This is a genomic window from Saccharopolyspora erythraea NRRL 2338 (genome assembly GCF_000062885.1).
In the GTDB taxonomy this organism is placed as follows: Bacteria; Actinomycetota; Actinomycetes; order Mycobacteriales; family Pseudonocardiaceae; genus Saccharopolyspora_D; species Saccharopolyspora_D erythraea.
Map to the genome: position 1 here is coordinate 315,063 of NC_009142.1, position 24,142 is coordinate 339,204.

The following is a 24,142-nucleotide window of genomic DNA, read 5'->3' on the forward strand; positions in this document are numbered from 1 at the left end:
GGGGACAACCCGCACCCGGGGCGACCGCAGCCTTGCGAGGCACGGCCCGAGGAGGTTTTTTCACGTGGCGCTCGTCGTCCAGAAGTACGGCGGTTCTTCACTCGAGAGTGCCGATCGCATCAAACGGGTCGCAGAGCGCATCGTCGAGACCCGCAAGGCGGGCAATGACGTGGTCGTCGTGTGCTCCGCGATGGGAGATACCACTGACGAGCTGCTCGACCTCGCCCAGCAGGTCAACCCGGCCCCGCCGGAGCGCGAGCTCGACATGCTGCTCACCGCCGGTGAGCGCATCTCCAACGCCCTGGTCGCGATGGCCATCGAGGCCCTCGGCGCCGAGGCCCGCTCGTTCTCGGGCTCCCAGGCCGGTGTGATCACCACTTCCGCCCACCAGAACGCCCGCATCATCGACGTCACGCCCGGCCGGGTGCAGGAGGCCCTGAAGCAGGGCCAGGTCGTGCTGGTCGCCGGTTTCCAGGGCGTCGCCCAGGACACCAAGGACATCACGACGCTCGGCCGCGGCGGCTCGGACACCACGGCGGTCGCGGTGGCCGCCGCGATGAACGCCGACGTGTGCGAGATCTACACCGACGTCGACGGCGTCTACACCGCGGACCCGCGCATCGTCTCCGATGCCAAGCACCTGGACCGCATCACCTACGAGGAGATGCTCGAGATGGCGGCGACCGGTGCGAAGGTGCTGCACCTGCGCGCCGTCGAATACGCCCGCCGCTACGGCGTGCCCCTGCACGTCCGCTCTTCGTACTCACCCAAGTCCGGAACGATCGTTTCCGGCAGTGTGGAGGACCTTTCCGTGGAACAGGCGATGATCACCGGCGTCGCGCACGACCGGTCGGAGGCCAAGGTCACCGTGCGCGGTGTGCCGGACAACCCGGGTATCGCGGGGCGGATCTTCCGCGTGATCGCCGATGCCGAGATCGACATCGACATGGTGCTGCAGAACGTCTCCGGCACCGCGTCGGGCCGCACCGACATCACCTTCACCGTGGCGCGTAGCAACGGCGCGCTGGCGGTGACCGAGCTGGAGAAGATCAAGGACGAGCTCGGCTTCGACCAGGTGGTCTACGACGACCACGTCGGCAAGGTCTCGCTGGTCGGCGCGGGCATGCGCTCGCACCCCGGCGTCACGGCGACCTTCTGCGAGGCGCTGTCGCACGCCGGCGTGAACATCGAGATCATCAACACCTCGGAGATCCGGATCTCGGTGCTGATCCGCGACACCCAGCTCGAGGACGCCGTCGCGGCGCTGCACGCGGCGTTCGAGCTCGGTGGCGACGAGGAAGCCGTCGTCTACGCGGGGAGTGGTCGCTGATGGCCGAGCAGAACGCGCGCCCGACCGTTGCGATCGTGGGTGCCACCGGCGCGGTCGGCACCGTCATGATCGACATCATCAACAACCGGCCCTCGGTGCCGTGGGGTGAGATCCGGCTGATCGCCTCGCCGCGCTCGGCGGGCAAGAAGATCACCGTGCGCGGTGAGGAGCGGACCGTCGTCGCACTTGCGCCGGAGGCGTTCGACGGGGTGGACATCGCCCTGTTCGACGTGCCGGACGAGGTCTCGGCGCAGTGGGCCCCGGTGGCCGCCGAGCGCGGTGCCATCGCGGTCGACAACTCCGGCGCGTTCCGGCTGGACCCCGACGTGCCGCTGGTGGTGCCCGAGGTCAACGCCGCGAAGGTGCACGAGCGGCCCAAGGGCATCATCGCCAACCCGAACTGCACGACCCTGTCGATGATGGCCGCGCTCGGTGCGCTGCACCGCGAGTTCGGCCTGCGCGAGCTGGTCGTCGCCTCCTACCAGGCCGCCTCCGGCGCCGGGCAGGAAGGCGTGGACCGCCTCTACGCCGAGGTCTCGGCGGTGGCGGGCAAGCAGGTCGGCGTGCGCGGCGGTGACGTCGCGGAGGCGCTGTCGGCGGCCGGGCTGCCGGAGGAGACCCCGTTCAAGGCGCCGCTGGCGATGAACGTGGTGCCGTGGGCGGGTTCCCGCAAGGACGACGGGTGGACCTCCGAGGAGCTCAAGGTCCGCAACGAGTCCCGCAAGATCCTGGGCATCCCGGACCTGAAGGTCTCGGCCACCTGCGTGCGGGTTCCGGTGCTGACCACCCACTCGCTGGCGGTGCACGCCACCTTCGAGCGGGAGGTCACCGTCGACCAGGCGCACAAGGTCTTCGGCTCGCAGCCGTCGATCGTCCTGCAGGACGACCCGGACAACGGCGTGTTCCCGACCCCGGCGGCGGTCGTCGGCGGCGACCCGACCTACGTGGGCCGGGTGCGGCAGGCGCTGGACTTCCCGAACACGCTGGACTTCTTCGTCTGCGGTGACAACCTCCGCAAGGGGGCCGCGCTGAACACCTACGAGATCGCCGAGACCCTCGCGGCGGGCGGCGAGTAGGACCGGCCTCCCACGCGGAGCGTGGGCGGGTTTCACAAGCCGGAGGCGTCCTCATCCCCGACGGGGTGAGGACGCCTCCGGGCTTTTCAGGGGGCGGTCTTCGGACTCCGCACCACAACGCAAGGCGACGCTCTCAGGCCCGGGACAGCGCGGTGGCGGCGCGTTCGACGTCCTGGGCGAGCAGGTGGTGGTTGAGCGCGATGGCGGCGGTCGAGCCGGCGCCCGCGGCGCTGATGAGCTGCGCCGGGGAGTCCACGACGTTGCCCGCCGCCCACACCCCGGCGACGCTCGTGCGGCCCGAGGCGTCGGTGGCCACCCAGCCGTTGTCGCCGACCTCGCAGCCGAGGCCGGTGAGCAGCCGGTCGTTCGGCACGAAGCGCGGGCCCGCGAACACCGCCTGCCTGCGCACCTGACGGCCGTCGGCCAGCTCGACGGTCAGCCCGTCGCCCGACGAGAGCCGCGCCACCTCGCCGTCGACGATGCGGACGCCCCAGGCGGTCAGCCGCTCGCGTTCCCCGGCTTCGAGCGCGATCCGGTTCGGGAAGAACGCCACGTCGTCCGACCACAGCCGCACCAGCGCGGCCTGGTGCACGGTGAACGGGCGGTTGTCGCCGCCCAGCACCCCGAGGGGCTGGTCGCGCACCTCGTGGCCGTGGCAGTAGGGGCAGTGCAGCACGGTGTCGCCCCAGCGGTCGCGCAGGCCGGGGATGTCGGGCAACTCGTCCCGCAGCCCGGTGGCGACCAGCACCCCGCGCGTGGTCAGCTCCGCGCCGGAGGCGAGCCGCACGGCGAAGCCGTGCTCCGCGCGCTCGATGCTCGTCGCCAGTGCCTCGACCACCTCGCCGCCGTACCCGGCCAGCTCCCGCCGTCCGGCGGCGAGCAGCTCCGCCGGGGCCATCCCGTCGCGGGACAGGAAGTTGTGCAGGTGCGCGGACGGGGCGTTGCGCGGTTCTCCCGCGTCGACCACCACGACCCGCCGGCGGGAACGGGCCAGCAGCGTCGCGGCCGACAGGCCCGCCGCGCCACCCCCGACCACCACGGCGTCGTACCGGGTCGCGTCCATCTCTTCCTCCCCAGGCTGTGCCGACCGCTTTCCCGGCGGCCGCGGCGTGATCTAGGCTCGGAAAGGTAACAGGTAGTTCGCTGGTTAACAAAGTGGGTGGGCATGCTTCCGCTGCAGGCGCGGACCGTGGAGCTCTGGCGCGAGCGCAACCCGGGGTTGGACACCTCGCCGATGGAGGTGGTCGCGCTGGTCAAGCGGGTGCGGGTGCTGCTCGACCGGGCCGTCGAGGACCTTTACGACGGTGCCGCGCTGACGAGCGCGGAGGTGGAGCTCCTGGTCCCGCTCCGGCACGCCGATGAACCGGTCACCGCGGCCCGCCTCGCCGCCCGCCTGGGCATGTCGCGGGCGGGCATCAGCAAGACCCTGGCGAAGCTGGAGAAGCGCGGGCTGATCACCCGCGCGGCCAACCCCGCCGACCGGCGCGCGGCCCTGATCCGCATGACGCCGGAGGGGGAGGAGGTCATCGACGACCTGTTCCCGCGTGAGCTGGAGGCCCACGGCAAGCTGCTCGCGGGCCTGGGCGCGGATCGCCGGCGCGTGGTCGACGCCCTCACCCGCTTCGCGGAGGCCATGGAGGCGCAGCTGGAGGAGTGACGCTGTTGTCCTGGTCGAGGGGTGGTGCTCCGCTTATCGTTGAGGCAGACCCTGGGTGCCAGTCGAACGTGCGTTTGTGTACCCATCCTGTGGAGATCGTCGCCGAGCGTGGCGATATTGGAGGCATGTCCACGATGTCCTGGCCCGGTCACCTGCTGACCCTGGAGGAGTTCGACCAGCTTCCGGAGGACAACTCGCGCAGGTACGAGCTCCAGGAAGGTGTCCTCCTCGTGACCCCGAAAGCCGCCACGCTGCACCAGCGCGTCGTACGGGCGCTGGGTTCCGTTCTCGTCGCGCAGCTACCTGCCGAATGGGAGGCGGTGCCCGACGTCGAGGTGGTCCTCAAGCACAAGTGGCCACCGACTGTGCGCATTCCGGATGTGCTGATCGCGCCCACGGAGTTGATCGACAAGAACCCGAACCGGTTGCAAGCAGCAGACGTGGCCGTCGCGGTCGAGGTCATCTCCCCGGGCTCCCGGCAGATGGACCAGGTGACCAAGCGCTATGAGTACGCGGCGGCGGGCATCCAGGGTTACTGGGTGCTGGAGACCGACGACGTCGTGAAGCTGACCGCGAGCCGCCTGATCGGCGAGGTCTACGAGGTGGACTTCTGCGGCGGCGGGATGTTCAAGACCGCACACCCCTTCGAGCTGACACTCGACCTGGACACACTGATCAAACGGGCCTGACTCCGGGCACACGCCGTCGGCGACCGCCGAGGACGGTCGCTGACGACGCAGGCGATGCGAATCCGCGCTTCGCGCGGTGGGCCCTAGCGGGCCGCTTGAAGCCCCGACTGGGGCTTCAGGCGAGCTGCGCCTGCCACATCCAGTGCGACTTCTCCAGCTCGCTGGCGATGCTCAGCAGCAGGTCCTGGGTGACCAGGTCGGTCTTGTCCGTCTCGTCGATGCGCATGCGCACCCGGCTGATCAGCTCCGAAAGCGCCGAGACGATGTACTCGATCACCTCGCGGTCGTTCTTCCAGCCGGCGTCGAACTTCGGCATTCCGGAACCGGACGCGACCGTGCTCGACCGGCCGTCCGGAGAGACGCCGATGGCCGACGCCCGTTCGGCGACGTCGTCGGCGAACGCCCGAGCGGTGTCGATCAGCTCGTCGAGCTGCAGGTGCACGTCCCGGAAGAACTTGCCCACGACGTTCCAGTGCGCCTGCTTGGCGACCAGGTGCAGGTCGATGAGGTCGAGCAGGGTGCCCTGCAGGGCCTTGCCGGTGACGTCGCGGTCGGAGTCGTTGAGTGCGCTGGTGATCGGCGCCTTGGCAGCCGTCTTCGTGGCCATGGGGCGGATACCTCCGTAGCGAGCTCCGTGGTTGGCAGTCAGTCTCCCCACGGGTTACCCACCTGCGCCCGAAGTTCACCTGCGGCTGTTCGCGAAATCCACCACCTGCTGCCCGATCGTGCGCAGCGTCCGGGTGACTTTCTCGTCCTCGCTCTCGCCCTCCGGGCCGAGCTGGGTCTCCGCCGAGTTCACCGCCGCGCCGAGCGGGGTGGGCCAGCCGCGCAGCGAGTGCACCACCGAGCGCAGCGCCTGCAACGTCGTGACGGTGGCCTGCCAGCCGTAGGCGACGCCGATGCAGCCGACCGCGCGCCCGTCCAGGTAGACCCGCTCGTCGCCGCGCAGGTCCTCCACGTAGTCGAGGGCGTTCTTGATCAGGCCCGAGATGGTGCCGTGGTAGCCGGGGGAGGAGATGACCACGCCGTCGGCGGTGCGCAGTGCCTCGACGAGCTCGATCGCGTTCTCGGTGCGCTCGGGCACCTGCGGGTCGTAGAAGGGCAGGGCGAGGTCGCTGCCGGTGATCGCGCGGACCTTGGCGCCGGCGTCGCGGGCCCCGGCCAGGGCCGCCCGCATCGCGCGTTCGGACTGCGAGTCGGGCCGCACCGACCCGCCGATACCCACCACGGTCAACGTCATGCACGAAATCCTTCCATCAGCGTCCCCGGCGCGTCCGCCCGCAGGGACGCCGGTCACGCGTGAAAGGTAACGCGTATGCCCTGTCCGGCAGGGCGGGGAGGAAAGCGTCACTCTCGAGGCGTCTTACACAAGGAACACTCCTGTGTAAAATGATCAGTGTGCGGAGGGCGTACAAGTGCCGGGCTTACCCGGACCGCGAACAGGCGGCCATGCTGAGCCGTACGTTCGGGTGTGTCCGCCTGGTCTGGAACAAGACTCTCGCTGAACGCCACCGTCGCTACCACGCCGAAGGAAAGCGGCTGTCGTACAAGGAGACCGACGCTGCACTGACGAGGTGGAAGCGCACCGAGGAACTGGCGTTCTTGTCCGAGGTGTCGAGCGTGCCGTTGCAGCAGACCTTGCGGCACCAACACACCGCGTTCGCGAACTTCTTCGCCGGGCGCTCGCGCTACCCGCGCTTCAAGTCTCGCAACGGGCGGCAGTCGGCGCACTACACCCGCAGCGCATTCCGCATGCGCGACGGAAATCTGTACCTGGCCAAGACCACCACTCCGCTGGAGTTCGTGTGGTCCTGGCCCGACATCGACATCACCACGCTCAATCCGACGATGGTCATCATCTCCCGCGAACCGGACGGCCGCTGGTACGTCACCTTCGCCGTCGACACCGACGACCCGGTACCCGAACCGGAGACCGGGCACACCGTGGGCGTTGACCTCGGAGTGAAGGACTTCGCCGTCACCTCAGACGGTGAGCGGATCGCAAACCCCCGTCATCTGGAGCGCAAGGCCCGCAACCTGGCCCGGTATCAGCGGATGATGGCGCGCAAGCAGCGCGGTTCGGTGAACCGGCGCAAAGCCAAACAGCGGGTGGCTCGTGCGCACCGCAAGGTGCACAACACGCGTCAGGACTTCCTGCACCGCACCTCCACCCGGCTCGTGCGCAGCGCGGATGTGATCGCGGTCGAAGACCTCGCGGTCAAGAACATGGTCGGCAACAAGCGCCTCGCCCGCGTGATCTCCGACTGCGGATGGGGCGAGTTCCGCCGCCAACTGGAGTACAAGACCGAACGAGCGGGCAAGACCCTCGTGGTCGTGGACCGCTGGTACCCGTCGTCCAAGACGTGCTCGTACTGCGGTCACCTCCTGGGGCACCTGAAGCTTTCCGTCCGGGCATGGACGTGCCCGAATTGCCGCACCCGGCACGATCGGGACCACAACGCGGCGAAGAACATCCTGGCCGCTGGTCTAGCGGTTGCTGCCTGTGGAGCTGATGTGAGACGGGGCGAGCTTGCTCGCGCGCGGTCGGCGACGAAGCAGGAAACCCAACCCGCGAGGGTTGGAACCCCCCGCCTCTGACGGGGGAGGAAGTCAAGCTACGACCTCCAGCGAAGGTCTTCAAAACCACTGGCCGGGCGAGCCCGGGAACCGCGCGGCGGCAGTGCCGCGCGCCACGCTACTTGCGGGTAACCTCCTTTCCGACTGTCCTAGCCCGGGAAGGTTCGTCCATGCCGAAGGCCATCGAACGAGTAGCGCTCCAGGCGCAGGCGCTCGCGCTGCGCACCGCCCTCGCGTTGCCCAGCCCGGTACGCCGGGCCATCGCGGGCCCACCGATCCGCATCGACGGCGGCGAGCTCGCCCTCGACGCGCAGCTGCTGCTCAAGCTGCAGCACCTCAGCGGCCACCGGAACCTCTCGGCGCCGACCGTCGAGCTCGCGCGGGCGGCGATGCTGCAGTCGACCCACCTGCTGCCGAAGGCGCCTGTCAGCGGCGTGTCGGTCGGCGAACGCAGGGTCCCGGGCGCCACCGGCGAACTGGCCGCCCGGCTGTACCGGCCGCTCCAGCTGACCGAACCCGGTGAGCTGCTGGTCTTCTACCACGGCGGCGGGTTCGTCATCGGCGACCTGGAAAGCCACGACGACATGTGCCGCTTCCTGGCCAAGCACGCCGGCATCAGGGTGCTGTCGGTGGAGTACCGGCTCGCCCCGGAGAGCCGCTTCCCGGCGGCGTTCGACGACGCGCTCGCCGCCTACCGCTACGCGGTGGACAACGCGGCCGCGCTGGGCAGCTCGCCGGAGGCGATCGCGGTCGGCGGCGACAGCGCGGGCGGCAACCTGGCGGCGGTGGTCGCCTACCACGCGGCCCGTTCCGGCCTGCCCAAGCCGAGCCTGCAACTGCTGCTCTACCCGGCGGTCGACGCGACCAAGCGCCGCCGCTCCCGCGAGCTGTTCGGCGAGGGCTTCCTGCTCACCGACCGCGACATGGACTGGTTCATGGACCACTACGCGCCCGACGTCGGCGAGCGCGGGGACGACCGGCTGTCGGTGCTGCTGGCCGAAGACCTGACCGGGCTGTCGCCGGCCTACGTGGTCACCGCGGGCTTCGACCCGCTGCGTGACGAGGGCCGCGCCTACGCCGAGCGCCTGGCGGAGGATGGCGTCCCGGTGATCGAGCGCTGCTTCGACGACCTCATCCACGGCTTCGCCAGCCTGCGGCGCGCCGGCGGACGCTTCGGCGAGGCCATGTTCGAGATCGCCGGCACACTGCGCGCCGCGCTGGCCCTGCGCGTCGACCAGCAGCGCTAGTCCGCGCGTCTGACCTGCGCCGCTCGGGACTGGGCTGTGGCGCCGCTGCGGCTCTGACCTGTGGCGCCGCTGCGGGGCTCCTGTGGCGCCGCTGCGGGCCTGAGCTGCCGGGCTATCCCTGCGCGTGTGACCAGAAGCCCTCGTGCGGAACCAGGGCCTCCTCGGCCAGCAGCGGTCCCTCGACCGCGATGGTGCGCGACGCCCTGGCGAACACGTCGGCGGCGGGCAGGTCCAGCCCGGGGCGCTGCTCGCCGCGGAAGGACGCCAGCCGCCTGCCGTCCAGCGCGAAGACCAGCCGGCCGACGCCGGACGACACCATCGCCGCTGAGCACATCGCGCAGTTCTCGCAGCTGGTGTACATCGTGGTCGCGGCGGACGTGGCGGGGTCGAGGTGCCGCGCGGCCCACACGGCGAGCTTCAGCTCGGGGTGCGCGCTGATGTCCCGGTCGGTGCGCACGGTGTTGACGTCCTCGGCGAGCACCGCGCCGTCGGGGCCGACCAGCAGCGATCCGAAGGGCTCGTCGCCGCTTTCGCGCGCCCGCGCGCTCAGCTCGATCGCGCGGCGCAGGTGCCGCAGGTCGTCGTCGGTCACGGTCCCTCCCGGGTCGGCGGTGCTCCCAGTCTCGCGCGAATGGGCGCGGTGCCGCCGCGCAGCCGCAGCGATCAACCGCGCGTGCGTCGGCCGGCGCTACGCCTCCGAGCCGACCAGCTCCCGGAGCCGGTCGAGCAGCTCCTCCCGGCTCTGGCAGCCGAGGCGCTGGCGGATGCGGCCGATGTGGTGCTCGACGGTCTTGGCCGAGATGAACAGCCGCTTGCCCACCTGCTTGTAGGTGAGCCCGGCCAGCACGAGCTGCGCGACCTCGCGTTCGCGGTCGCTGAGCAGCTCGCCCTCGCCCGCGTTGGCCGACATCGCCCGCGGCCGGGGCTGCTTGCCCTGCAGCGCGCGGGCGCACTCCAGCAGCGAGAGCATGGCCTTGCGGTCGGTGGTGCGGATCGCGGCCTGACCGGCGAGCCGGGCCCCGTCCCAGGTCAGGCCCGCCGCGTGCAGGCCGCGGGCGGCGCGTTCGGCCTCGTCCTGGTCGACCTGCCCGTCCAGCACGCGCAGCCACATCCGCGCGGCCTCGGCCATGGCCGCCGACATCGGGTTGTGGTGGGCGGTCTCGCCCAGGTCGGCGGCGTGCCGGGCGGCGGAGTCCATGTCCTCCACGACCACCGCCGCCTGCAGGCACTTCCAGGTCAGCATCGACGTCCACAGCGGCGGGTTGCCGAGCGCGCTCAGCAGCGCCTGTGCCTCGTGCAGGTACGGGGTCAGCCAGTCCTGGTCGTGCAGGCGGGCGGTCGCGACCACGAGTTCGCCCAGCGGCAGCAGGCAGAACAGATCCGGAGAGTGCTCGGCGGCGGCCTGCCGCGCCTGGCCGCGGATCGCAGTGAGAGCGGTCATGTCGTTGTCGCGCCCGGCGATCCCGGCGTGCAGGGCGGTGGCGAGCAGCCGGTCGCGGGCGGCGAGCTCGGAAGGCACCGAGCCCAGCGCCTGCCGCGCGGTCACCGTGTCGCCGCGCATCAACGGCACCCACGCGGCGAGCAGCCGGTGCCGCACCTCCAGCAGCGGTCCGCCGCTGCCCGACTCGACGGCCTTGGCCAGCGACGACTCGGCGACGTCGAGCTCGCCGCAGTGCAGCGCGACGGTGGCGGCGATGGCCGCCGGGCTGTCGGGCAGCATCACCCCCGGCCCGACCGGGTCGGCCAGCGCGGCGGCTCTGACCAGCGTGGAAAGCGCGCTGGTCGCCGCACCGGTGACCGACTCGCGAACGCCGCCGGCGAGTTTCGCCGCCGCGCCGGAGAGCGAGGTGGGAGGGCCGGACTCGCGCCGCGAGCTCAGCAGCTCGTCGGCTTCGCGCAGCCGTCCGGTGCCGACCAGGCCGACCGCGGCGTAGGCGGTGTCGCCGGACCAGCGCAGGTTGTCGACGGACCACGCGCACAGGTCGGCGGACTGCGCGAGCAGCCCGCGGTGGGCCAGCACGCTCGCCGCGACCTGCACGCCCAGTGCGCGGTCGGGGACGGCGGGGTCGACGATCACCCGGTCGGCCAGCCGCAGCGCCTCGTCCAGCCGCCCCGCGGCGGCGGCGGCCCGGGCGCGGCGGGCCGCGACCCGCGACTCCGGGACGCCCGCCGAGACCGCCGCGTCGAACAGGCGGCCCGCCAGCTCGGGAGCCTCGGCCAGCGCCTCGTCGCCGCCCTTCTCGAAGGCGGCCGAGAGCGTCGCCTCGGGCAGCAGCGCCACCCGGGCGCCGAGCAGCGGGCGGACCAGCGGCAGCACTGGTCCGCCGTGCGCGAGCTGCGCGTCGACCAGCCGCCGCACGATGCCGAGCCGCACCTCCAGCGGGGTCAGCAGCTGGGCGGCGGCCCGCACGATCGGCCACGGCATGTCGTGGTCGTCCACCAGGCCGCCCGAGCGCACCGACGCCAGCGCTCCCGCGACGTGGCCCGGGTCGAGCTCGAGGACCGAGGCGAGCACCTCCGGGTGCGGGGCGGCGCCGACCGACATCGCCGTCACGCACGCCCGCGCGTGCTCGCCGAGCTGGTCGAAGTCGTGGCGGAACTGCTCCAGCGCGAGCCGGGGCAGCGTCCTGTCCCCGAGCTGCGAGGGGTCGATCGTGCCGGTGACGCGTCCGACGAACCGCGGCACGCCGCCGGTCTGCTCGATCAGCCAGTCGATCCACTCCCGCGACGCCGGCCCGGGGAGCCCGCGCGCGACCTCGTCGCGGCCGAGGCCGGTCAGCAGCACCGGCGCCCCGAGGGTGGCGATCAGCTCGGAGAGCGCGTGCGAGCGCGGTCCCGGGCGGTAGGCGACGACGACCCGGGCTCCGGGCTTCTCGGCGATCGCGCGCAGCGCGTACAGCGAGGTCTCGTCGAGCAGGTGCGCGTCGTCGACGAGGTGCGCCCCGTCCCGCGACGCGTCCGGTGACGACGACACGGGGATGCCCGCGGCCTGGTAGATCCCGGCGAGCTGGGACAGCAGCGCGCTCTTGCCGTATCCGCCGGCGCCCTGGATCCCAGCGACCACCGGAGCGGCGGGCTCGGCCGCGATGGCAGCCCGCAGCCCTGCTGCGTGCACCCCGGCCGCCGACGCGGCCTGCGGGTTCGTCGGGTGGTTCAAGCGCGTTCCTTCTCGAATGCCGTACCAGTCGATCGTGCAACCGCTTGGCGGGGTCCGGCTGTCTACTCACCAGTAGTGCCGGTTCTGTTGTAGCTGGTGGCCGATCGGCGTTGAACGGCTACCTCGGGTTCTGCTTCTCGTACTTGCAGTTGTCGGTGCTCGCCCGGCGGGCCGCGGGTCTACCGCTGCTGTTGCTGGGGTGCGGGGCCGCCCGCGCCGCCGAGCAGGCCGCCGGTGCTCGGCGTGCCGTAGAAGGTCATGATCAACCCCGCGATGACCAGCAGCGCGGCCAATGTCAACTTGAGGATCTTGAAGAGCCGCTGCCGCTTCTCGTCCGGGGGCTCGATGTGCATCGGCTCCACCTCCACCGGCGGGCGGGGGCTTTCGGCGACGTCGTCGTCGAGCGGGTCGAGCAGGTTCGGGTCGTCGTCGGGAGCCTCGATCCGCATCAGCACGCTGGTCTCGGCCATCGACGCGGCCTGGTCGCCCTCGGTCGACACCGCCTTCACGGCGGAGACGGCCGCGCCGCACGCCGCGACCAGCTCGGGTGCGCCGTCGACCAGCGGTTGGCGCTCCAGCCGCTCCTGGACGAGCTGCTTCAGCAGCGGCGTTCGCGCGACGCCGCCGGCGAGGACGACCGCGTCGAGCTCGCCCGGGGTGAGGTTGGCCGACTGCACCGCCTGCAGGACCAGTTCGGGCACCCGCTCCAGGTGCGTCCTGGCCAGCTTCTCGAAGCGCGAGCGCGAGACCGCGAAGTCGGTGTTGACCTTCGGCAGGTGGATGCGCAGCGTCGCCCCTGGGTGGAACGACAGCGTCTCCCGGGCGTGGACGCAGTCGCCGCGCAGCTGCGCGAGCGTGGCGCGGACGTTGAAGTCGGTGACGTCGAGCCCGGCGAGGCCGCCCAGCTCGGCGCGGATGTGCTCGAAGAGCGCGTCGTCGAGGTCCTGGCCGCCCGGGTGGGGGGAGTCCAGCGGCGGCCCGACGACCTCGAAGCCGGGGGTGCGCCTGCGCAGCACGGTCGCGTCGAAGCCGGTGCCGCCGATGTTGCCGACGGCGATAGCGCCTCCGTCGTCGACGCGCTGCTTGCTCGCGTAGTCCATGGCCACCGCCACCGGCTCGGGCAGCAGCGTCACGTCGCTGATGCCGAGCTGGGCCAGCGCCTGGTGCACGACGTGGGTCCGGTGCGGTCCCCAGTTCGCGCTGTGGGCGACGGCGATGTGCTCGGGGGGATGGCCCTGGCGGTGCGCGACGGCGTCGGCCACCCACTCGATCATGGTCGCGGCAAGTGCGTGCGGCTGGACGAAGTCGTTGCCGACCAGCAGCGGCGCGTCCTCGCCCACCCGACGGGTGAAGCCGCGGGCCACCCACTGGTGGTGGGTGAGCTCCTGGCGCTGCGCCTGCTCGCCTGCCAGGTACGAGCCGTCCTGCGCCCGGCAGAGCACAGTCGGGACGCCCGCGCTACCGCTGCCCAGCGGAACCGGGGCCGCCGCGGCCCACCGCCCGCCCTCTCGCCGCGCGATCGCGGCCGAGGTCGCGGTGGCACCGAGATGGATCCCAAGGACGTACGGCATGCATTCCCTTCGGCTGTCTCCCTTCGGCCGTCCGGCTCAGGCGAGCCGGTGTGGTCCGGGGTGGACACAATTTAACGCGCGCCCAGTTACGGAGCGGTACCGAATGCTGCCATCGATCCCCTAACGGGTCACTAGGCCGATCCCCTAATAGTGTCCCGACTAACTAGGCGTCTGACCCGATGGCCCGGGGGTGCCGGGGGCCATAGCGTGATCAACGGCAGTGAGGGAGAAGCAGGACCTCACTCGGTCGTCCGCAACCGATCCGCTGAGGAGAACGACATGCCGCACTCTCAGCCGGAAGGTCGTGCCGAAACCTTCGCTTCCAGTCCCGGGACGCAATCCGGAGCCGACCAACCGACGCTGCACGAGTTCCTGACCAGGCTGGTCAGCGACCCGGCGGCCAGGTCGGCCTTCGACGCCGATCCGCACGCCACGCTGGATCAGGCAGGACTCGGGGGCATGACCGCGACGGACGTGCTGCAAGCCGCCTCCCTGGTGCTCGACTACGCGCCGGTCGAGGTCGTGCAGGAGTACGACCGCTCACTCCAGAGCAGCGTCGAGAAGTTCGCTGCGAGCACCCAGCACGTCGCGATCAACCAACTGCATCCCGTACACCCACTCGAGCAGGAAGAACTCACCATGCTGCACAACTCCTCCCCGCAGGCCCCCGACTTCTCCCAGGGCGGCGACGTCGACAAGCTGATGCCCGCGCCCGAGGCCAAGGGTGGCGACGTCAACGTCGACATCGAGCAGAACGACTCGCACAACCTGATCAGCGTTCACCACATCGCGAGCGACAACAACATCGGCAACATCGCCGCTGTCGGCAACGTCGTGGGTGACGTCGTGGGCGACACCGCCAACACCGTGGTCGGCACCGTCGGCGACGTGGCCTACGGCTCGGTCTCGCAGGTCACCAACACCGTCGACAACAGCGTCGACGTCGGTGGCGACCTGGTCGCCGGTGCGGGCTCCGCGCTCATCGGTGGCGACGTCAACATCCAGCCGGTCAACGAGGTCACCAACGTCGTGGGCGACGTGACCGGTGTCGCGGGCGACCTGACCGGTGGCGACGTGACCGACGTCGCGGGCAACGTGACCGGTGTCGCGGGCGACCTGCCGGTCGTGGGCGACGTCGCGGGCACCGTGGGTGGCGTGGCCGGTGGCCTGCCGGTCGTGGGTGACGTGGCCGGTGCCGCCGGCTCCGGTGAGCTGCCGGTCGTGGGTGACGTGGCCGGCACCGTGGGTGGCGTGGCCGGTGGCCTGCCGGTCGTGGGTGACGTGGCCGGTGCCGCCGGCTCCGGTGAGCTGCCCGCCGTGGGCGACGTGGCCGGCACCGTCGGTGGCGTGACCGACCTGGCCGGCGGCGTGACCGGTGGCCTGCCGGTCGTCGGTGACGTGGCCCCGGCGATCTCCGACCCGGCCGCGCTGCCGGTCGTGGGCGACGTCGCCGGTGAGCTGCCGGTCGACGACGTCGCGGGCGCCCTGCCGGTCGACGACGTGGCCGACACCGTGGGCGGCGTGACCGACACCGTCGGTGGCGTGACCTCCTCCCTGCCGGTCGACGACGTGACCTCGCACCTGCCGGTCGAGGACGTCACCTCGAACCTGCCGGTCAACGACGTCACCTCGCACCTGCCGGCCCCGAGCGACCTGCCGGTCGTCGGCCCGGTCGCCGGTGGCGCCGTCGAGCAGATCGCGGGCGAGGCCACCTCGGCCCTGCCGCTGGACGGCCTGCTCTGAATCCAGGCTTGAATGCCGGGAATGCCGGGTCTGCGAATTCACGCGGGCCCGGCATTCCGCCTGCCGGGAACGTGTGACCGAATCCCGTGTGCCGCCGCCCACGCGTTTCCCGTGCTGCTCAGCGGCAGATTTGTCGGCGCCCGCGCGTGTAACACATCGGTGTCGCGGTACGACTTCACCCGTTCGGGTTTCTCTTCTCGGCTCGGCACGCCACAATAACCGCCGTGATCGAGACGGCGCTGGTTGAACTGATCGATCGCGCTACTGCCGAGTGCGCCGAGCAGCAGCGCGCGGACCTGCACGGCCGCCTGCGGCAGATCCGCACGCGGGTGCTCGACCCCGCGCAGCTCGTGCTGATCGTCGGCGAGTCCAAGCAGGGCAAGAGCGAGCTGGTCAACGCGATCGTCAACGCCCCGGTGTGCGCCTCCGGAGAGGACGTCACCACCGTCGTGCCGACGCTGGTGCGCCACTCCGACGAACCGACCGCGATGCTCGTCGAGCACGAGCCGGCCCGCGGCCCGGCCGCGCTGGAACGCCACCCCGTGCCGATCGAGCGCATCCGCGAGAACCTCGGCCGCGCCGTCGAGCTCGGTCGCCCGCTGACCCGCGGCGAGGTCGGCCTGCCGCGAGCGGTGCTGGAGGACGGCCTGGTGCTGATGGACACCCCCGGCGTGGGCAGCGTGTCCTCCACCCTGACGACCACGACGCTGGCGGTCGCCGCCGAGGCCGACGCGCTGCTGATGGTCTCCGACGCCACCCAGGAGCTGACCACCAGCGAGCTGGCCTTCCTCAAGCAGGTCACGGCGCTGTGCCCGAACGTCGCCGTGGTGCAGCCCAAGATCGACGTCACCCCGCACTGGCGCCGGGTCATGGAGGTCAACCGCAAGCACCTGGCCAACGCGGGTGTCACCACCAAGATCTTCCCGGTGTCGTCGGTCGTGCGGATGCGCGCGATGCAGACCAAGGACGGCCAGCTCAACGCGGAGTCCGGTTTCCCGGCGCTGCTGGAGTACCTGCGCAACGAGATGGCGGGCAAGCACGCCCAGCTCACCCGCAGGCTGGTCGCCCACAACCTCGCCGAGGTGATCAACCAGCTCACCACGTCGCTGAAGGCCGAGCTCGCCGCGCAGAACCCGCGCACCGCCGCCGAGACGCTGGTCGAGCTGGAGACGGCGCAGCGGCGCGCCGAGGACCTGCGCCGGATGGCGAGCCGCTGGCAGAAGACGCTCTCGGACGGCATCTCCGAACTGTTCGCCGACATCGAGTTCGACTTCCGCGAACGCACCTGGGCGGTGATGCACCAGGTCAACGAGACCTTCGACGAGGCAGACCCGAAGGAGGTCTGGGACGAGTTCATCGACTGGCTCACCGAGCGGCTGACGGACGCGATCGTGCAGAGCTTCGAGTGGCTGGACATGCGCCGCGAGCGGCTCGCCGAGCAGGTCGCCGACGAGCTGCGCCGCGAGTACGGCGACTCGCTTCCCGACGTCGAGCGGATCCGCCCGCCCGACCCGTTCGACGCGGTGCCGAAGCCGAAGGAGCCCAAGAGCTCCGACTACCCGGGGCTGGACCAGGTGCTGACCAGTCTGCGCGGCTCCTACGGCGGTGTGCTGATGTTCGGTCTGATCACCACCATGGCGGGTCTTCCGCTGATGAACGTGGTGTCGATCTCGGCGGGTCTTCTGCTGGGCAGCAAGAGCCTCAAGGAGGAGAAGGACTCCCGGCTGCGGCGCCGCCAGACCGAGGCCAGGGCGTCGGTGCAGCGCTACGTCGAGCACGTGGTCTTCCAGGTGAACAAGGAGGCCAAGGACGCGATCCGCAGCGTGCACCGCAGGCTGCACGAGCACTTCTCCCAGCTCACCGAGGAAGCGCAGATGGAGGTCAGCCGGGAGATCCAGAACATCAAGCGCTCCGCCGAGCGCAGCGCCGTCGACCGCGACCGGCGCGCGCGTGAGATCAAGAAGAAACTGGAGGAGCTGGCCGTGCTGCGCCAGCGCGCCAGCCTGCTGACCCAGAACCGGATCACCGCCGCATGAGCGAACGACTGCTCGAGCACGCCCGCGCACTCATGGTGCGCGCGATGACCTTCTACCGCGACGACACGCGGACGTCCACCTGGCTGCGCGGCCGGATGGAGCGGCTCGACCAGCCGCTGCGCATCGCCGTCAGCGGCCGCGTCAAGTCCGGCAAGTCGACGCTGATCAACGCACTGGTCGGGGAGGAGCTGGCGCCCACCGACGCCGAGGAGCGGACCCAGGTCAGCACCTTCTACCAGTACGGACCCGAGCCGAAGGTGCTCGTGCACACCCCGAGCGGCGCCGTGCAGAACGTCCCGGTGCCGTCGCTGGACACCGGCACCATCCGCGACCTGCAGCGGTGGCGGCCCGACGAGGTGGCGCGGCTGGTGATCGAGTCGCCGTCGCCGGGTTTGCAGGCGATCACGCTGATCGAGACGCCTGGCGTGGCGTCGTCGGCGGTGCAGGAGACCGGCCGCTCCGCGCTGGCGCAGATCCTGTCCGAAGCCGACGCGGTGCTGTACCTGACCAGGCATCCGCACCAGACGGACCTGCAGTTCCTGCAGTCGGTGCACGAGCTGCAGATCGCCCGCTACGCGCCGATCAACACGATCATCGCGTTCTCCCGCGCCGACGAGACCGGTAGCGGCGGTGTCGACGCGCTGGACGCCGCGGAGCGCATCGCGCAGCGCTACCGCGACGACCCGACCGTGCGGTCCTTCTCGCAGCACGTGATCCCCGTCGTGGGGCTCCTCGGGCAGGCGGCGTCGACGATGACGGCGGAGGAGTTCGCCTCGTTCGTCGGCCTCGCCCGGCTGTCGCAGTCCGACCTGGAGGCGCTGCTGCTGTCGGCCGACCGGTTCGCCAACAGCACCGTGCCCGAGTCGGTCCCGGCGGCGGTGCGGGCGAAGCTGCTGGAGCGCTTCGGCCGCTACGGCATCGCCCGCGCGATGACGTGCCTGCGCGACGGCAGCGTCACCGACCTCAAGGGGCTGCGCACGGCGCTGCTGGAGGACAGCAGGCTCAACGACCTGCAGGAGGCGGTGCACCTGCAGTTCGTGGAACGCCAGGACGCCCTGCGGGCGCGCTCCATCCTGCTGGCCGTCGACATGGTGCTGCGCGCGAACCCGCGCCCCGGCGTCCAGCGGCTGCTCGGCGAGTTCGAACACCTGATGGTCAACGCCGCGCACGAGTGGGACGAACTGCGGTTGCTGTCCTCGCTCGCGTCGGGGCAGGTGCGTTTCCCGCGTTCGCTGCAGTCCGAAGCCCACCGCATGCTCGGCGCCTACGGCCACGACGCGCGCAGCAGACTGGGCGGCGACGATAACGCCATGGAGGCCGACCTCGCCGACGAAGCGGCGGCAACCCTCGCGCGCTGGCGCGAACAGGCGGTGAACCCCCTGCACGACCGCGCGCACCGCGAAGCGGTGCAGACGGTCGTCCGCAGCTGCGAACGGCTCATCGCATCGCAGATGCGAGGCTGACGCGGCGAATCGGAACGGGCAGGCCTGCCGGTGCTCTTCGCGACGTGCCGTTGAAGAACCCGAGCGAATGATGGCCATCACGGGCATGGAGTCCACAGCCTGATCGCCGGAGAGGGCAGACCTGACCACGCTGCACGAGCTGGGCAGTCAGCCGCTGTCCGGTTCGCAGGGCGCCGCGGACTTCACCTGGGCGTAGCTTGGCGCCCACCGGTCAGCTCGGACGGGCCGCCGCCTTGCCGCAGGTTCCTGACGAGGGCGCTGGACTTGCCCGCCAGGAGCGCGGCCAGGTAGCGGTCGAGCACGGGTAGCCGCGCCAGCCGCAGCACCGCTCGCCGGAACCGGAGCTGCCATCGCGACTCGGGGAGGAACCATCGAGCGCCGGTGCGACCCACCTGCTGCTTCTCCCGCACCACAGGGCGCCACAACTGCTCGTACTCGGCCACGGCCTGCTCGATGGTCCGGGCGTGGGCCAGTCGATCGGCCAGCAGGTACGCGCCCGCGATGCTTAGGGACGCACCTTGTCCTGCGAGCAGCGACACGGCATAGCAGGCGTCTCCGACCAGCACGACCCTTCCTCTGCTCCAACGGGGCATCTCGATCTGGGCGACCTGGTCGTAGTAGATCTCCGATGGCGGGGGGCATCGGTCGAGCGCTCTGGGCGCCACCCAGCCCAGCCCCGCGAAGGCGTCTCGTACGGCCGTTCGGAGATCCTCCGGCAGCGTTGGATCGGCAGTGCGGTGCACCCCGAAGGCCGCCACGCGACCGTCGCGCAGCGAGTAGAAGCCCATCTGCCGGCCAACCGTGTCGGTGAGGCAGGCCCGGTCCCGCACGATCGCCTCGACCTCCGGAGCGTCGAAGCAGAAGGCCGCGGTGTGGAACCCGAGGTAGCGCAGGAACTCCGCCTCGCGGCCGAACACCAGGTGTCGCACCGTCGAGTGGATGCCATCGGCGCCGACGAGCATGTCGGCATCCAGTCGCGTCCCGTCGGCGAGCGTGACGCGGACCCCGTCGTTGTGGTCAGTCACGGCGGTCGGTCCGGTGCCGAATCGCAGGTCGACCTCCGGGGGCAGGTGCTCGCGCAGGACGCGCTCCAGGTCCGGGCGCATGAGGTTGAGCAGGGGGCCGTTCGCGAACTGCCGTGGTCGCACCCCAGCGCGGCGTCGGCCGTGCTCGTCGACGAAGGTCGCCTCCGCGATGTGGTAGGCGACGTCCTCGACCGCGGGCAGCAGCCCCATGGCCTCGATCGCGTCGTAGCCGGGGCCGAAGAAGTCCATCATGTACCCCTGCGCGCGAGGGCCGGTTGCCCGCTCCAGCAGCACGACCTCGCCGCCGAGCGTTGACACCCGGTTCGCCAGGCTCAGGCCGGCCATGCCGGCACCGACGACGATCACCTTCATGCGGACCTCCTATGCGGCGTTCAGGCGACGAGCCGGCGCAGAACCCTCGCGGCCGAACCGGTGTCCGGACCCACGCCGAGTCCTCGATGCAGCAGCAGCCCGTCGACGACGGCTATCAGGGCAGCGGCGGTCTCGGCGGGGGCGGAGACACCGTGCTCGCCCAGCCACCGGCCGACGCGCTGACGGAACTCCTCGACGACGGCGCCGATCTCCCCGCGGAGTTGCTCGTCCCGGGTGGCCGCCAGACATGCCTCGACGAACAGCAGTGACATCGGGTCTGCCCCCGTGTAGCGGTCGACCGACTCGAGCATCGCGTCGACCGCGTCGGCAGGGGTGGCCGCCGCGCTCAGGAAGGCGTCCACGTCGGCGAGCATCTGGCGCATGAGGCCGACCACGGCCTCGTTCAGCAGCGCAGGCAGGGACGGGAAGTGGTAGTGGACCACGCTCGGCGTCACCCCGGCGCGTTCGGCCAGGACTCTCGTGCTCACCGCGGTCCAACCGCGTTCGGGGATGAGCTCGGCCGCTGCGGTCAGCAGTCGCTGCCGCACCTGGTGTCCGCGAGCCGCTGCTGGAGAACTCACAACGCTCCTCCAGGTTTGAATAAGTGTACAGGGCGATCGTCCTGGACGGTCGCCCTGATTGTATCAGGCAGTGGGGAAGCCGTGGTGCGGGAGTGCTCGGCCGTCGGGCCCGTACGTGGGCCGGACCGCACGCCGGGCGTCGGGACGGGCCCGCGTTCCGTCCGTCCGGCAGCGAGATCACGGTTTCGGTGCGGGTGAATCCGCTGTGCCGGTGGCACTCACTGATCCGTCGCGGAGGTCTGGATGCGGCCGGCCGGCGCTTGGGGAGGGGGACGCCGACCGGCCGCGCGGCTCGACGCCCCTGGTCGGGGGTCAGCGACGCCGAGCCGGGTCTGGAGGGGTGGATCTCCGCCTGGATCTACTTGCGGCGCCCGCACTTCTGCACGCGCGACTGGGCTTCCTGGCGGGATGCGGCCAGGCGGTGCGCTTCGCGGTTGCAGTCGGGGCAGGTCCCCCAGAACCAGGCGTGTTGCGAGTTGTCGGCCGCCAATTCCCGGCCGCACAACGTCTTCACCTCCGTACCGGTGGGATAACCACCGGCGGGGCGGGTGTCCCGGCTCGCATGCCGCGCGCCATCGCAGGGAACCCAGTGGAAGGGAAGCATTGCCACCGCCAGTACGGTCGGCCCGTAGTCGGGCGTTTGAATCGGCCGGTCGATCAGTTGCTGTAGACAGCTTGCACGTCTAGTAGACAACTGATCAATTCCACGATCGGGCGAACTAAAACGCAGGTCAGCGCGGCTACGATTTGTCTCGTGCCTGTAGACACCAGCGGTGTGACGCCACGAGCGCGAGCACTTTCGGCCGCCATCCGTTCGATCCGGGAACGCTCTGGAGTCAGCGGCAGAGAGCTGAGCAAACGGCTGGGACTCAGCCACGGCACGGTCTCGCACTGGGAAACGGGCCGCCGCGTTCCAACACCGGAAGACGTCGCGTCGCTGCTCACCGCGGCCGGGATCACCGGCGACGAGAAGCAGCGGGTCGTCGAACTCGCCCGCCACGCAAGCGAACCGAACTGGCTCACCGTCGGCATGCCCGGGATTCCGCAGCAGCTCGCCGGAGCGGTCGAGTGCGAACGCGCGGCCTCCTCGATCGCCGAGTGGGCGCCGATGGGCCTGCCTGGACTGCTGCAGACCGCCGACTACGCCAGGACGATCTCGAAGGCGAGTGGTCTGGCGACGGCCGATGTCGAGCAGAGGGTCATGCTCCGCATCGCGCGGCGCGAGGTGCTGACGCGCAGAGATCCCGTGCGGTTCCTGGCTCTGATCGGAGAAGACGCCCTGCGCGACAGGATCGGCGAGCCCGAGGTGATGGAGGAGCAGCTGCGATACCTGCTCGACCTCGGGTTGCACGACAACGTGACGGTCCAGGTCGTGCAGCCGCGCATCGGATGGCACCCGGGTCTCGCCGGTCCGTTCGTCCTGTACGACTTCCCGGACGCGCCTTCGGTCGTCCACTTCGAACACTTCAGTTCTGGGGCGTTCGTGCCCGATGCCGATGACGTGCAGGCATACCAGTGTGCCGTGGATAACATCCGCCGAGTTGCGTTGAGTCCCGCCCAAACCACCGAACGCATTACGGAGATCCTGAAGGAGTTGCGCCATGAAGCCTGAGAACTGGCGGAAGTCGAGTCGTAGTCAGCCGAACGGCAACTGCGTCGAGGTCGGGGGGTCGGCCGCCGGGGCGGCGGTGCGGGACAGCAAGGACCGGGACGCCGGGTACTTCACGGCCAGCAGGGCGCAGTGGTCGGCGTTCGTCGGCGCCGTGAAGGCCGGGCGGTTCGACCGCTGACGGGTGCCTGAACGGCCGTGCGGCCCGGGAACCGAGTTCCCGGGCCGCACGGTGTGTGGTGGGTTGCCGCAGTCAGCGGCAGGCCGCCTGCGTCCGTGACGTCAGCCGGCGGCCTGGACCTTCTCGGCGATCCGGTCGCCGGTGGCCTTGTCGACGTTGCGCCAGTATGCCAGGGCGCGCTCCAGCACCGGCGCGCTCACGCCGCCGTTGAGGTGCCCCGCCACGTTGTCGACGAAGCGGGCGCGCTCCTCGTCGCTGAAGACGTTGCGCACCATGGTGCCCGGCTGCCCGAAGTCGTCGTCCTCGGAGCGCAGCGTGTACGCGGTGCGCAGGATCTCCTGCTCGATGCCGGCCGCGGCCACGTCGTCGGCGAAGCGCTCGGTGTCGGCGTGCGGGCCGCCGTAGGAGTTCGGCGCGTACACCGGGTCCTGGGTGTTGCTGAACCGCATCGCGCCGTCCTTGGAGTAGCTGTTGACCTCCGAGACCGGGCGGTTGACCGGCAGCTCCGCGTAGTTGGTGCCGATGCGGTAGCGGTGCGCGTCCGGGTAGGAGAACAGCCTGCCCTGCAGCATCTTGTCCGGCGACGGGCCGATGCCCGGCACCAGGTTCGACGGCTCGAACGCGGCCTGCTCGATCTGGGCGAAGTAGTTCTCCGGGTTGCGGTTCAGCACGAACCGGCCGACCTTGATCAGCGGGTAGTCGCCGTGCGGCCACACCTTGGTCAGGTCGAACGGGTTGAACCGGTAGTCCGCGGCGTCGGCGTACGGCATGACCTGCACGTACAGCGTCCACTCGGGGTTCTCGCCCGCCTTGATGGTGTTCCACAGGTCGCGGATGTGGTGGTCGGCGTCGGTGCCCGCGAGCTGGTCGGCCTCGGCCTGGGTCAGGAAGTCGTGGCCCTGCTCGGTCTTGAAGTGGTACTTGACCCAGAACTTCTCGCCGCCGGCGTTCTGCCACATGAAGGTGTGCGAACCGTAGAGGTTCATGTGGCGCCAGGTCTTCGGGATGCCGCGGTCGCCCATCAGCCAGGTCACCTGGTGCGCCGACTCCGGGCAGTTGGTCCAGAAGTCCCACTGCATGTCGTGGTCGCGCAGGTGGTTGTCGGCGCGGCGCTTCTGCGAGCGGATGAAGTCCGGGAACTTGATCGCGTCGCGGATGAAGAACACCGGGGTGTTGTTGCCGACGAGGTCGTAGTTGCCCTCGGAGGTGTAGAACTTGATCGCGGTGCCTCGCGGGTCGCGCCAGGTGTCGGGGGAGCCCAGCTCGCCCGCGACGGAGGAGAACCGGATCAGGGCCTCGGTCCGGGTGCCCGGCTGGAACACGGCGGCCTTGGTGAACTGGCTGACGTCCTCGGTGACCTCGAAGAAGCCGAAGGCGCCGCCACCCTTGGCGTGCACCACGCGCTCGGGCACCCGCTCGCGGTTGAACTGCGCGTTCTTCTCGATCAGGTAGTGGTCCTGGAGCAGGAGCGGACCGTTGGCGCCGGCCGACAGCGAGTGGTCGTCGCTTCCGACCGGGATACCGGCGTTGGTCGTGGTGAAACGTGCCGAACTCACGGGCGTTTCCTCCTGGTGGTGGGTTGCGGGGCGGTCGGCTCCGGCGCGGAAGCCTCGCAGTCGGGACAGAGCCCCCAGAACGCGACTTCCGCCTCGCCGGCCGCGTGGACAGCGGCGGCCGGCGGACTCATGCACGGCGCGGGGCCGGGGACGCGGTCGGCGCCCGCGGCCCGGCCGCACCGGCGGCAGACGGCGTTTCCGCTCGTCCCCCGCGCCGCGGTCGATGTCGTCGAGAGTTCCGGGTTCATGGCGACGCCAGTATGCCACGGATA

The 24,142-nt window shown here is 70.8% G+C and carries 21 protein-coding genes; 11 read left to right on the forward strand and 10 right to left on the reverse strand.

Annotation, left to right across the window (positions count from 1 at the left end):
- The first annotated feature begins 64 nt into the window (after nt 1–64).
- Together SACE_RS01380 and SACE_RS01385 are read left to right on the forward strand one after the other, a co-directional pair.
- Nucleotides 65–1,330: an aspartate kinase gene (locus tag SACE_RS01380; protein WP_009946971.1), complete on the forward strand. Its 1,266-nt coding sequence runs from the start codon at nt 65–67 to the stop codon at nt 1,328–1,330.
- Nucleotides 1,330–2,406 (forward strand): aspartate-semialdehyde dehydrogenase, encoded by a 1,077-nt coding sequence (locus SACE_RS01385; RefSeq protein WP_009946970.1) that lies wholly within the window; start codon nt 1,330–1,332, stop codon nt 2,404–2,406. The genes SACE_RS01380 and SACE_RS01385 overlap by 1 nt, the downstream gene beginning before the upstream one ends.
- Before the next feature lie 133 nt (nt 2,407–2,539).
- Here the strand turns inward: SACE_RS01385 and SACE_RS01390 are convergent, their stop codons facing one another.
- On the reverse strand, nt 2,540–3,469 hold the full coding sequence (locus SACE_RS01390; RefSeq protein WP_009946969.1) for an NAD(P)/FAD-dependent oxidoreductase: 930 nt from the start codon (nt 3,467–3,469) through the stop codon (nt 2,540–2,542).
- Nucleotides 3,470–3,571: 102 nt separating this feature from the next.
- Here SACE_RS01390 and SACE_RS01395 point away from each other — a divergent pair, with 102 nt between their 5' ends.
- Together SACE_RS01395 and SACE_RS01400 are read left to right on the forward strand one after the other, a co-directional pair.
- Nucleotides 3,572–4,063: a MarR family winged helix-turn-helix transcriptional regulator gene (locus SACE_RS01395; protein ID WP_009946967.1), complete on the forward strand. Its 492-nt coding sequence runs from the start codon at nt 3,572–3,574 to the stop codon at nt 4,061–4,063.
- Nucleotides 4,064–4,188: 125 nt separating this feature from the next.
- Nucleotides 4,189–4,752 (forward strand): Uma2 family endonuclease, encoded by a 564-nt coding sequence (locus tag SACE_RS01400; protein ID WP_009946966.1) that lies wholly within the window; start codon nt 4,189–4,191, stop codon nt 4,750–4,752.
- A gap of 115 nt (nt 4,753–4,867) precedes the next feature.
- Here SACE_RS01400 and SACE_RS01405 read toward each other — a convergent pair whose 3' ends face one another.
- Entirely contained in the window at nt 4,868–5,359 is a 492-nt protein-coding gene (locus SACE_RS01405; protein ID WP_009946964.1) for a Dps family protein, read from the reverse strand.
- A gap of 75 nt (nt 5,360–5,434) precedes the next feature.
- Entirely contained in the window at nt 5,435–5,992 is a 558-nt protein-coding gene (locus SACE_RS01410; protein ID WP_009946963.1) for an NADPH-dependent FMN reductase, read from the reverse strand.
- A gap of 59 nt (nt 5,993–6,051) precedes the next feature.
- Between SACE_RS01410 and SACE_RS01415 the strand changes: the two genes are divergently transcribed.
- Both SACE_RS01415 and SACE_RS01420 read left to right on the forward strand, forming a co-directional pair.
- Nucleotides 6,052–7,350 (forward strand): RNA-guided endonuclease InsQ/TnpB family protein, encoded by a 1,299-nt coding sequence (locus SACE_RS01415; RefSeq protein ID WP_231849903.1) that lies wholly within the window; start codon nt 6,052–6,054, stop codon nt 7,348–7,350.
- 149 nt (nt 7,351–7,499) lie between these two features.
- A complete protein-coding gene (locus SACE_RS01420) occupies nt 7,500–8,576 on the forward strand; it encodes an alpha/beta hydrolase (protein WP_009946961.1) in 1,077 nt (358 codons plus the stop codon).
- A 112-nt stretch (nt 8,577–8,688) separates the two neighbouring features.
- Here SACE_RS01420 and SACE_RS01425 read toward each other — a convergent pair whose 3' ends face one another.
- The 3 genes from SACE_RS01425 to SACE_RS01435 all read right to left on the reverse strand — a co-directional run bounded on the left by SACE_RS01425 (nt 8,689) and on the right by SACE_RS01435 (nt 13,304).
- Nucleotides 8,689–9,168 (reverse strand): nucleoside deaminase, encoded by a 480-nt coding sequence (locus SACE_RS01425; protein WP_009946960.1) that lies wholly within the window; start codon nt 9,166–9,168, stop codon nt 8,689–8,691.
- A 96-nt stretch (nt 9,169–9,264) separates the two neighbouring features.
- Complete coding sequence (locus SACE_RS39650) at nt 9,265–11,733, reverse strand: LuxR C-terminal-related transcriptional regulator (protein ID WP_009946959.1); 2,469 nt, start codon at nt 11,731–11,733, stop codon at nt 9,265–9,267.
- 179 nt (nt 11,734–11,912) lie between these two features.
- Nucleotides 11,913–13,304, reverse strand: a complete 1,392-nt coding sequence (locus tag SACE_RS01435) for an Hsp70 family protein (protein ID WP_009946958.1) — start codon at nt 13,302–13,304, stop codon at nt 11,913–11,915.
- A 279-nt stretch (nt 13,305–13,583) separates the two neighbouring features.
- Here SACE_RS01435 and SACE_RS01440 point away from each other — a divergent pair, with 279 nt between their 5' ends.
- From SACE_RS01440 to SACE_RS01450, 3 genes are all read left to right on the forward strand, one after another.
- Entirely contained in the window at nt 13,584–15,047 is a 1,464-nt protein-coding gene (locus SACE_RS01440) for an IniB N-terminal domain-containing protein (protein ID WP_009946957.1), read from the forward strand.
- A gap of 224 nt (nt 15,048–15,271) precedes the next feature.
- Nucleotides 15,272–17,083 (forward strand): dynamin family protein, encoded by a 1,812-nt coding sequence (locus SACE_RS01445; RefSeq protein WP_009946956.1) that lies wholly within the window; start codon nt 15,272–15,274, stop codon nt 17,081–17,083.
- On the forward strand, nt 17,080–18,546 hold the full coding sequence (locus tag SACE_RS01450; protein ID WP_009946954.1) for a dynamin family protein: 1,467 nt from the start codon (nt 17,080–17,082) through the stop codon (nt 18,544–18,546). The genes SACE_RS01445 and SACE_RS01450 overlap by 4 nt, the downstream gene beginning before the upstream one ends.
- Before the next feature lie 182 nt (nt 18,547–18,728).
- On the opposite strand, the gene SACE_RS01455 is transcribed toward SACE_RS01450, so the two are convergent.
- The 3 genes from SACE_RS01455 to SACE_RS37325 all read right to left on the reverse strand — a co-directional run bounded on the left by SACE_RS01455 (nt 18,729) and on the right by SACE_RS37325 (nt 21,128).
- Complete coding sequence (locus SACE_RS01455; RefSeq protein ID WP_009946953.1) at nt 18,729–19,943, reverse strand: FAD-dependent monooxygenase; 1,215 nt, start codon at nt 19,941–19,943, stop codon at nt 18,729–18,731.
- A gap of 20 nt (nt 19,944–19,963) precedes the next feature.
- On the reverse strand, nt 19,964–20,491 hold the full coding sequence (locus SACE_RS01460) for a TetR/AcrR family transcriptional regulator (RefSeq protein ID WP_009946952.1): 528 nt from the start codon (nt 20,489–20,491) through the stop codon (nt 19,964–19,966).
- A gap of 391 nt (nt 20,492–20,882) precedes the next feature.
- On the reverse strand, nt 20,883–21,128 hold the full coding sequence (locus tag SACE_RS37325; RefSeq protein ID WP_143538276.1) for an HC3 family zinc finger protein: 246 nt from the start codon (nt 21,126–21,128) through the stop codon (nt 20,883–20,885).
- 150 nt (nt 21,129–21,278) lie between these two features.
- Here SACE_RS37325 and SACE_RS01465 point away from each other — a divergent pair, with 150 nt between their 5' ends.
- Both SACE_RS01465 and SACE_RS01470 read left to right on the forward strand, forming a co-directional pair.
- Nucleotides 21,279–22,136, forward strand: coding sequence for a helix-turn-helix domain-containing protein (locus tag SACE_RS01465; RefSeq protein WP_011873009.1), 858 nt, complete (start codon nt 21,279–21,281; stop codon nt 22,134–22,136).
- Nucleotides 22,126–22,314 carry a DUF397 domain-containing protein gene (locus SACE_RS01470; RefSeq protein WP_009946949.1) on the forward strand — a complete coding sequence of 63 codons (189 nt, stop codon included), beginning with the start codon at nt 22,126–22,128 and terminating at the stop codon, nt 22,312–22,314. Before SACE_RS01465 ends, SACE_RS01470 begins: the two co-directional genes overlap by 11 nt.
- A gap of 101 nt (nt 22,315–22,415) precedes the next feature.
- Here the strand turns inward: SACE_RS01470 and SACE_RS01475 are convergent, their stop codons facing one another.
- Nucleotides 22,416–23,870, reverse strand: coding sequence for a catalase (locus SACE_RS01475; RefSeq protein WP_009946948.1), 1,455 nt, complete (start codon nt 23,868–23,870; stop codon nt 22,416–22,418).
- Nucleotides 23,871–24,142 lie beyond the last annotated feature (272 nt).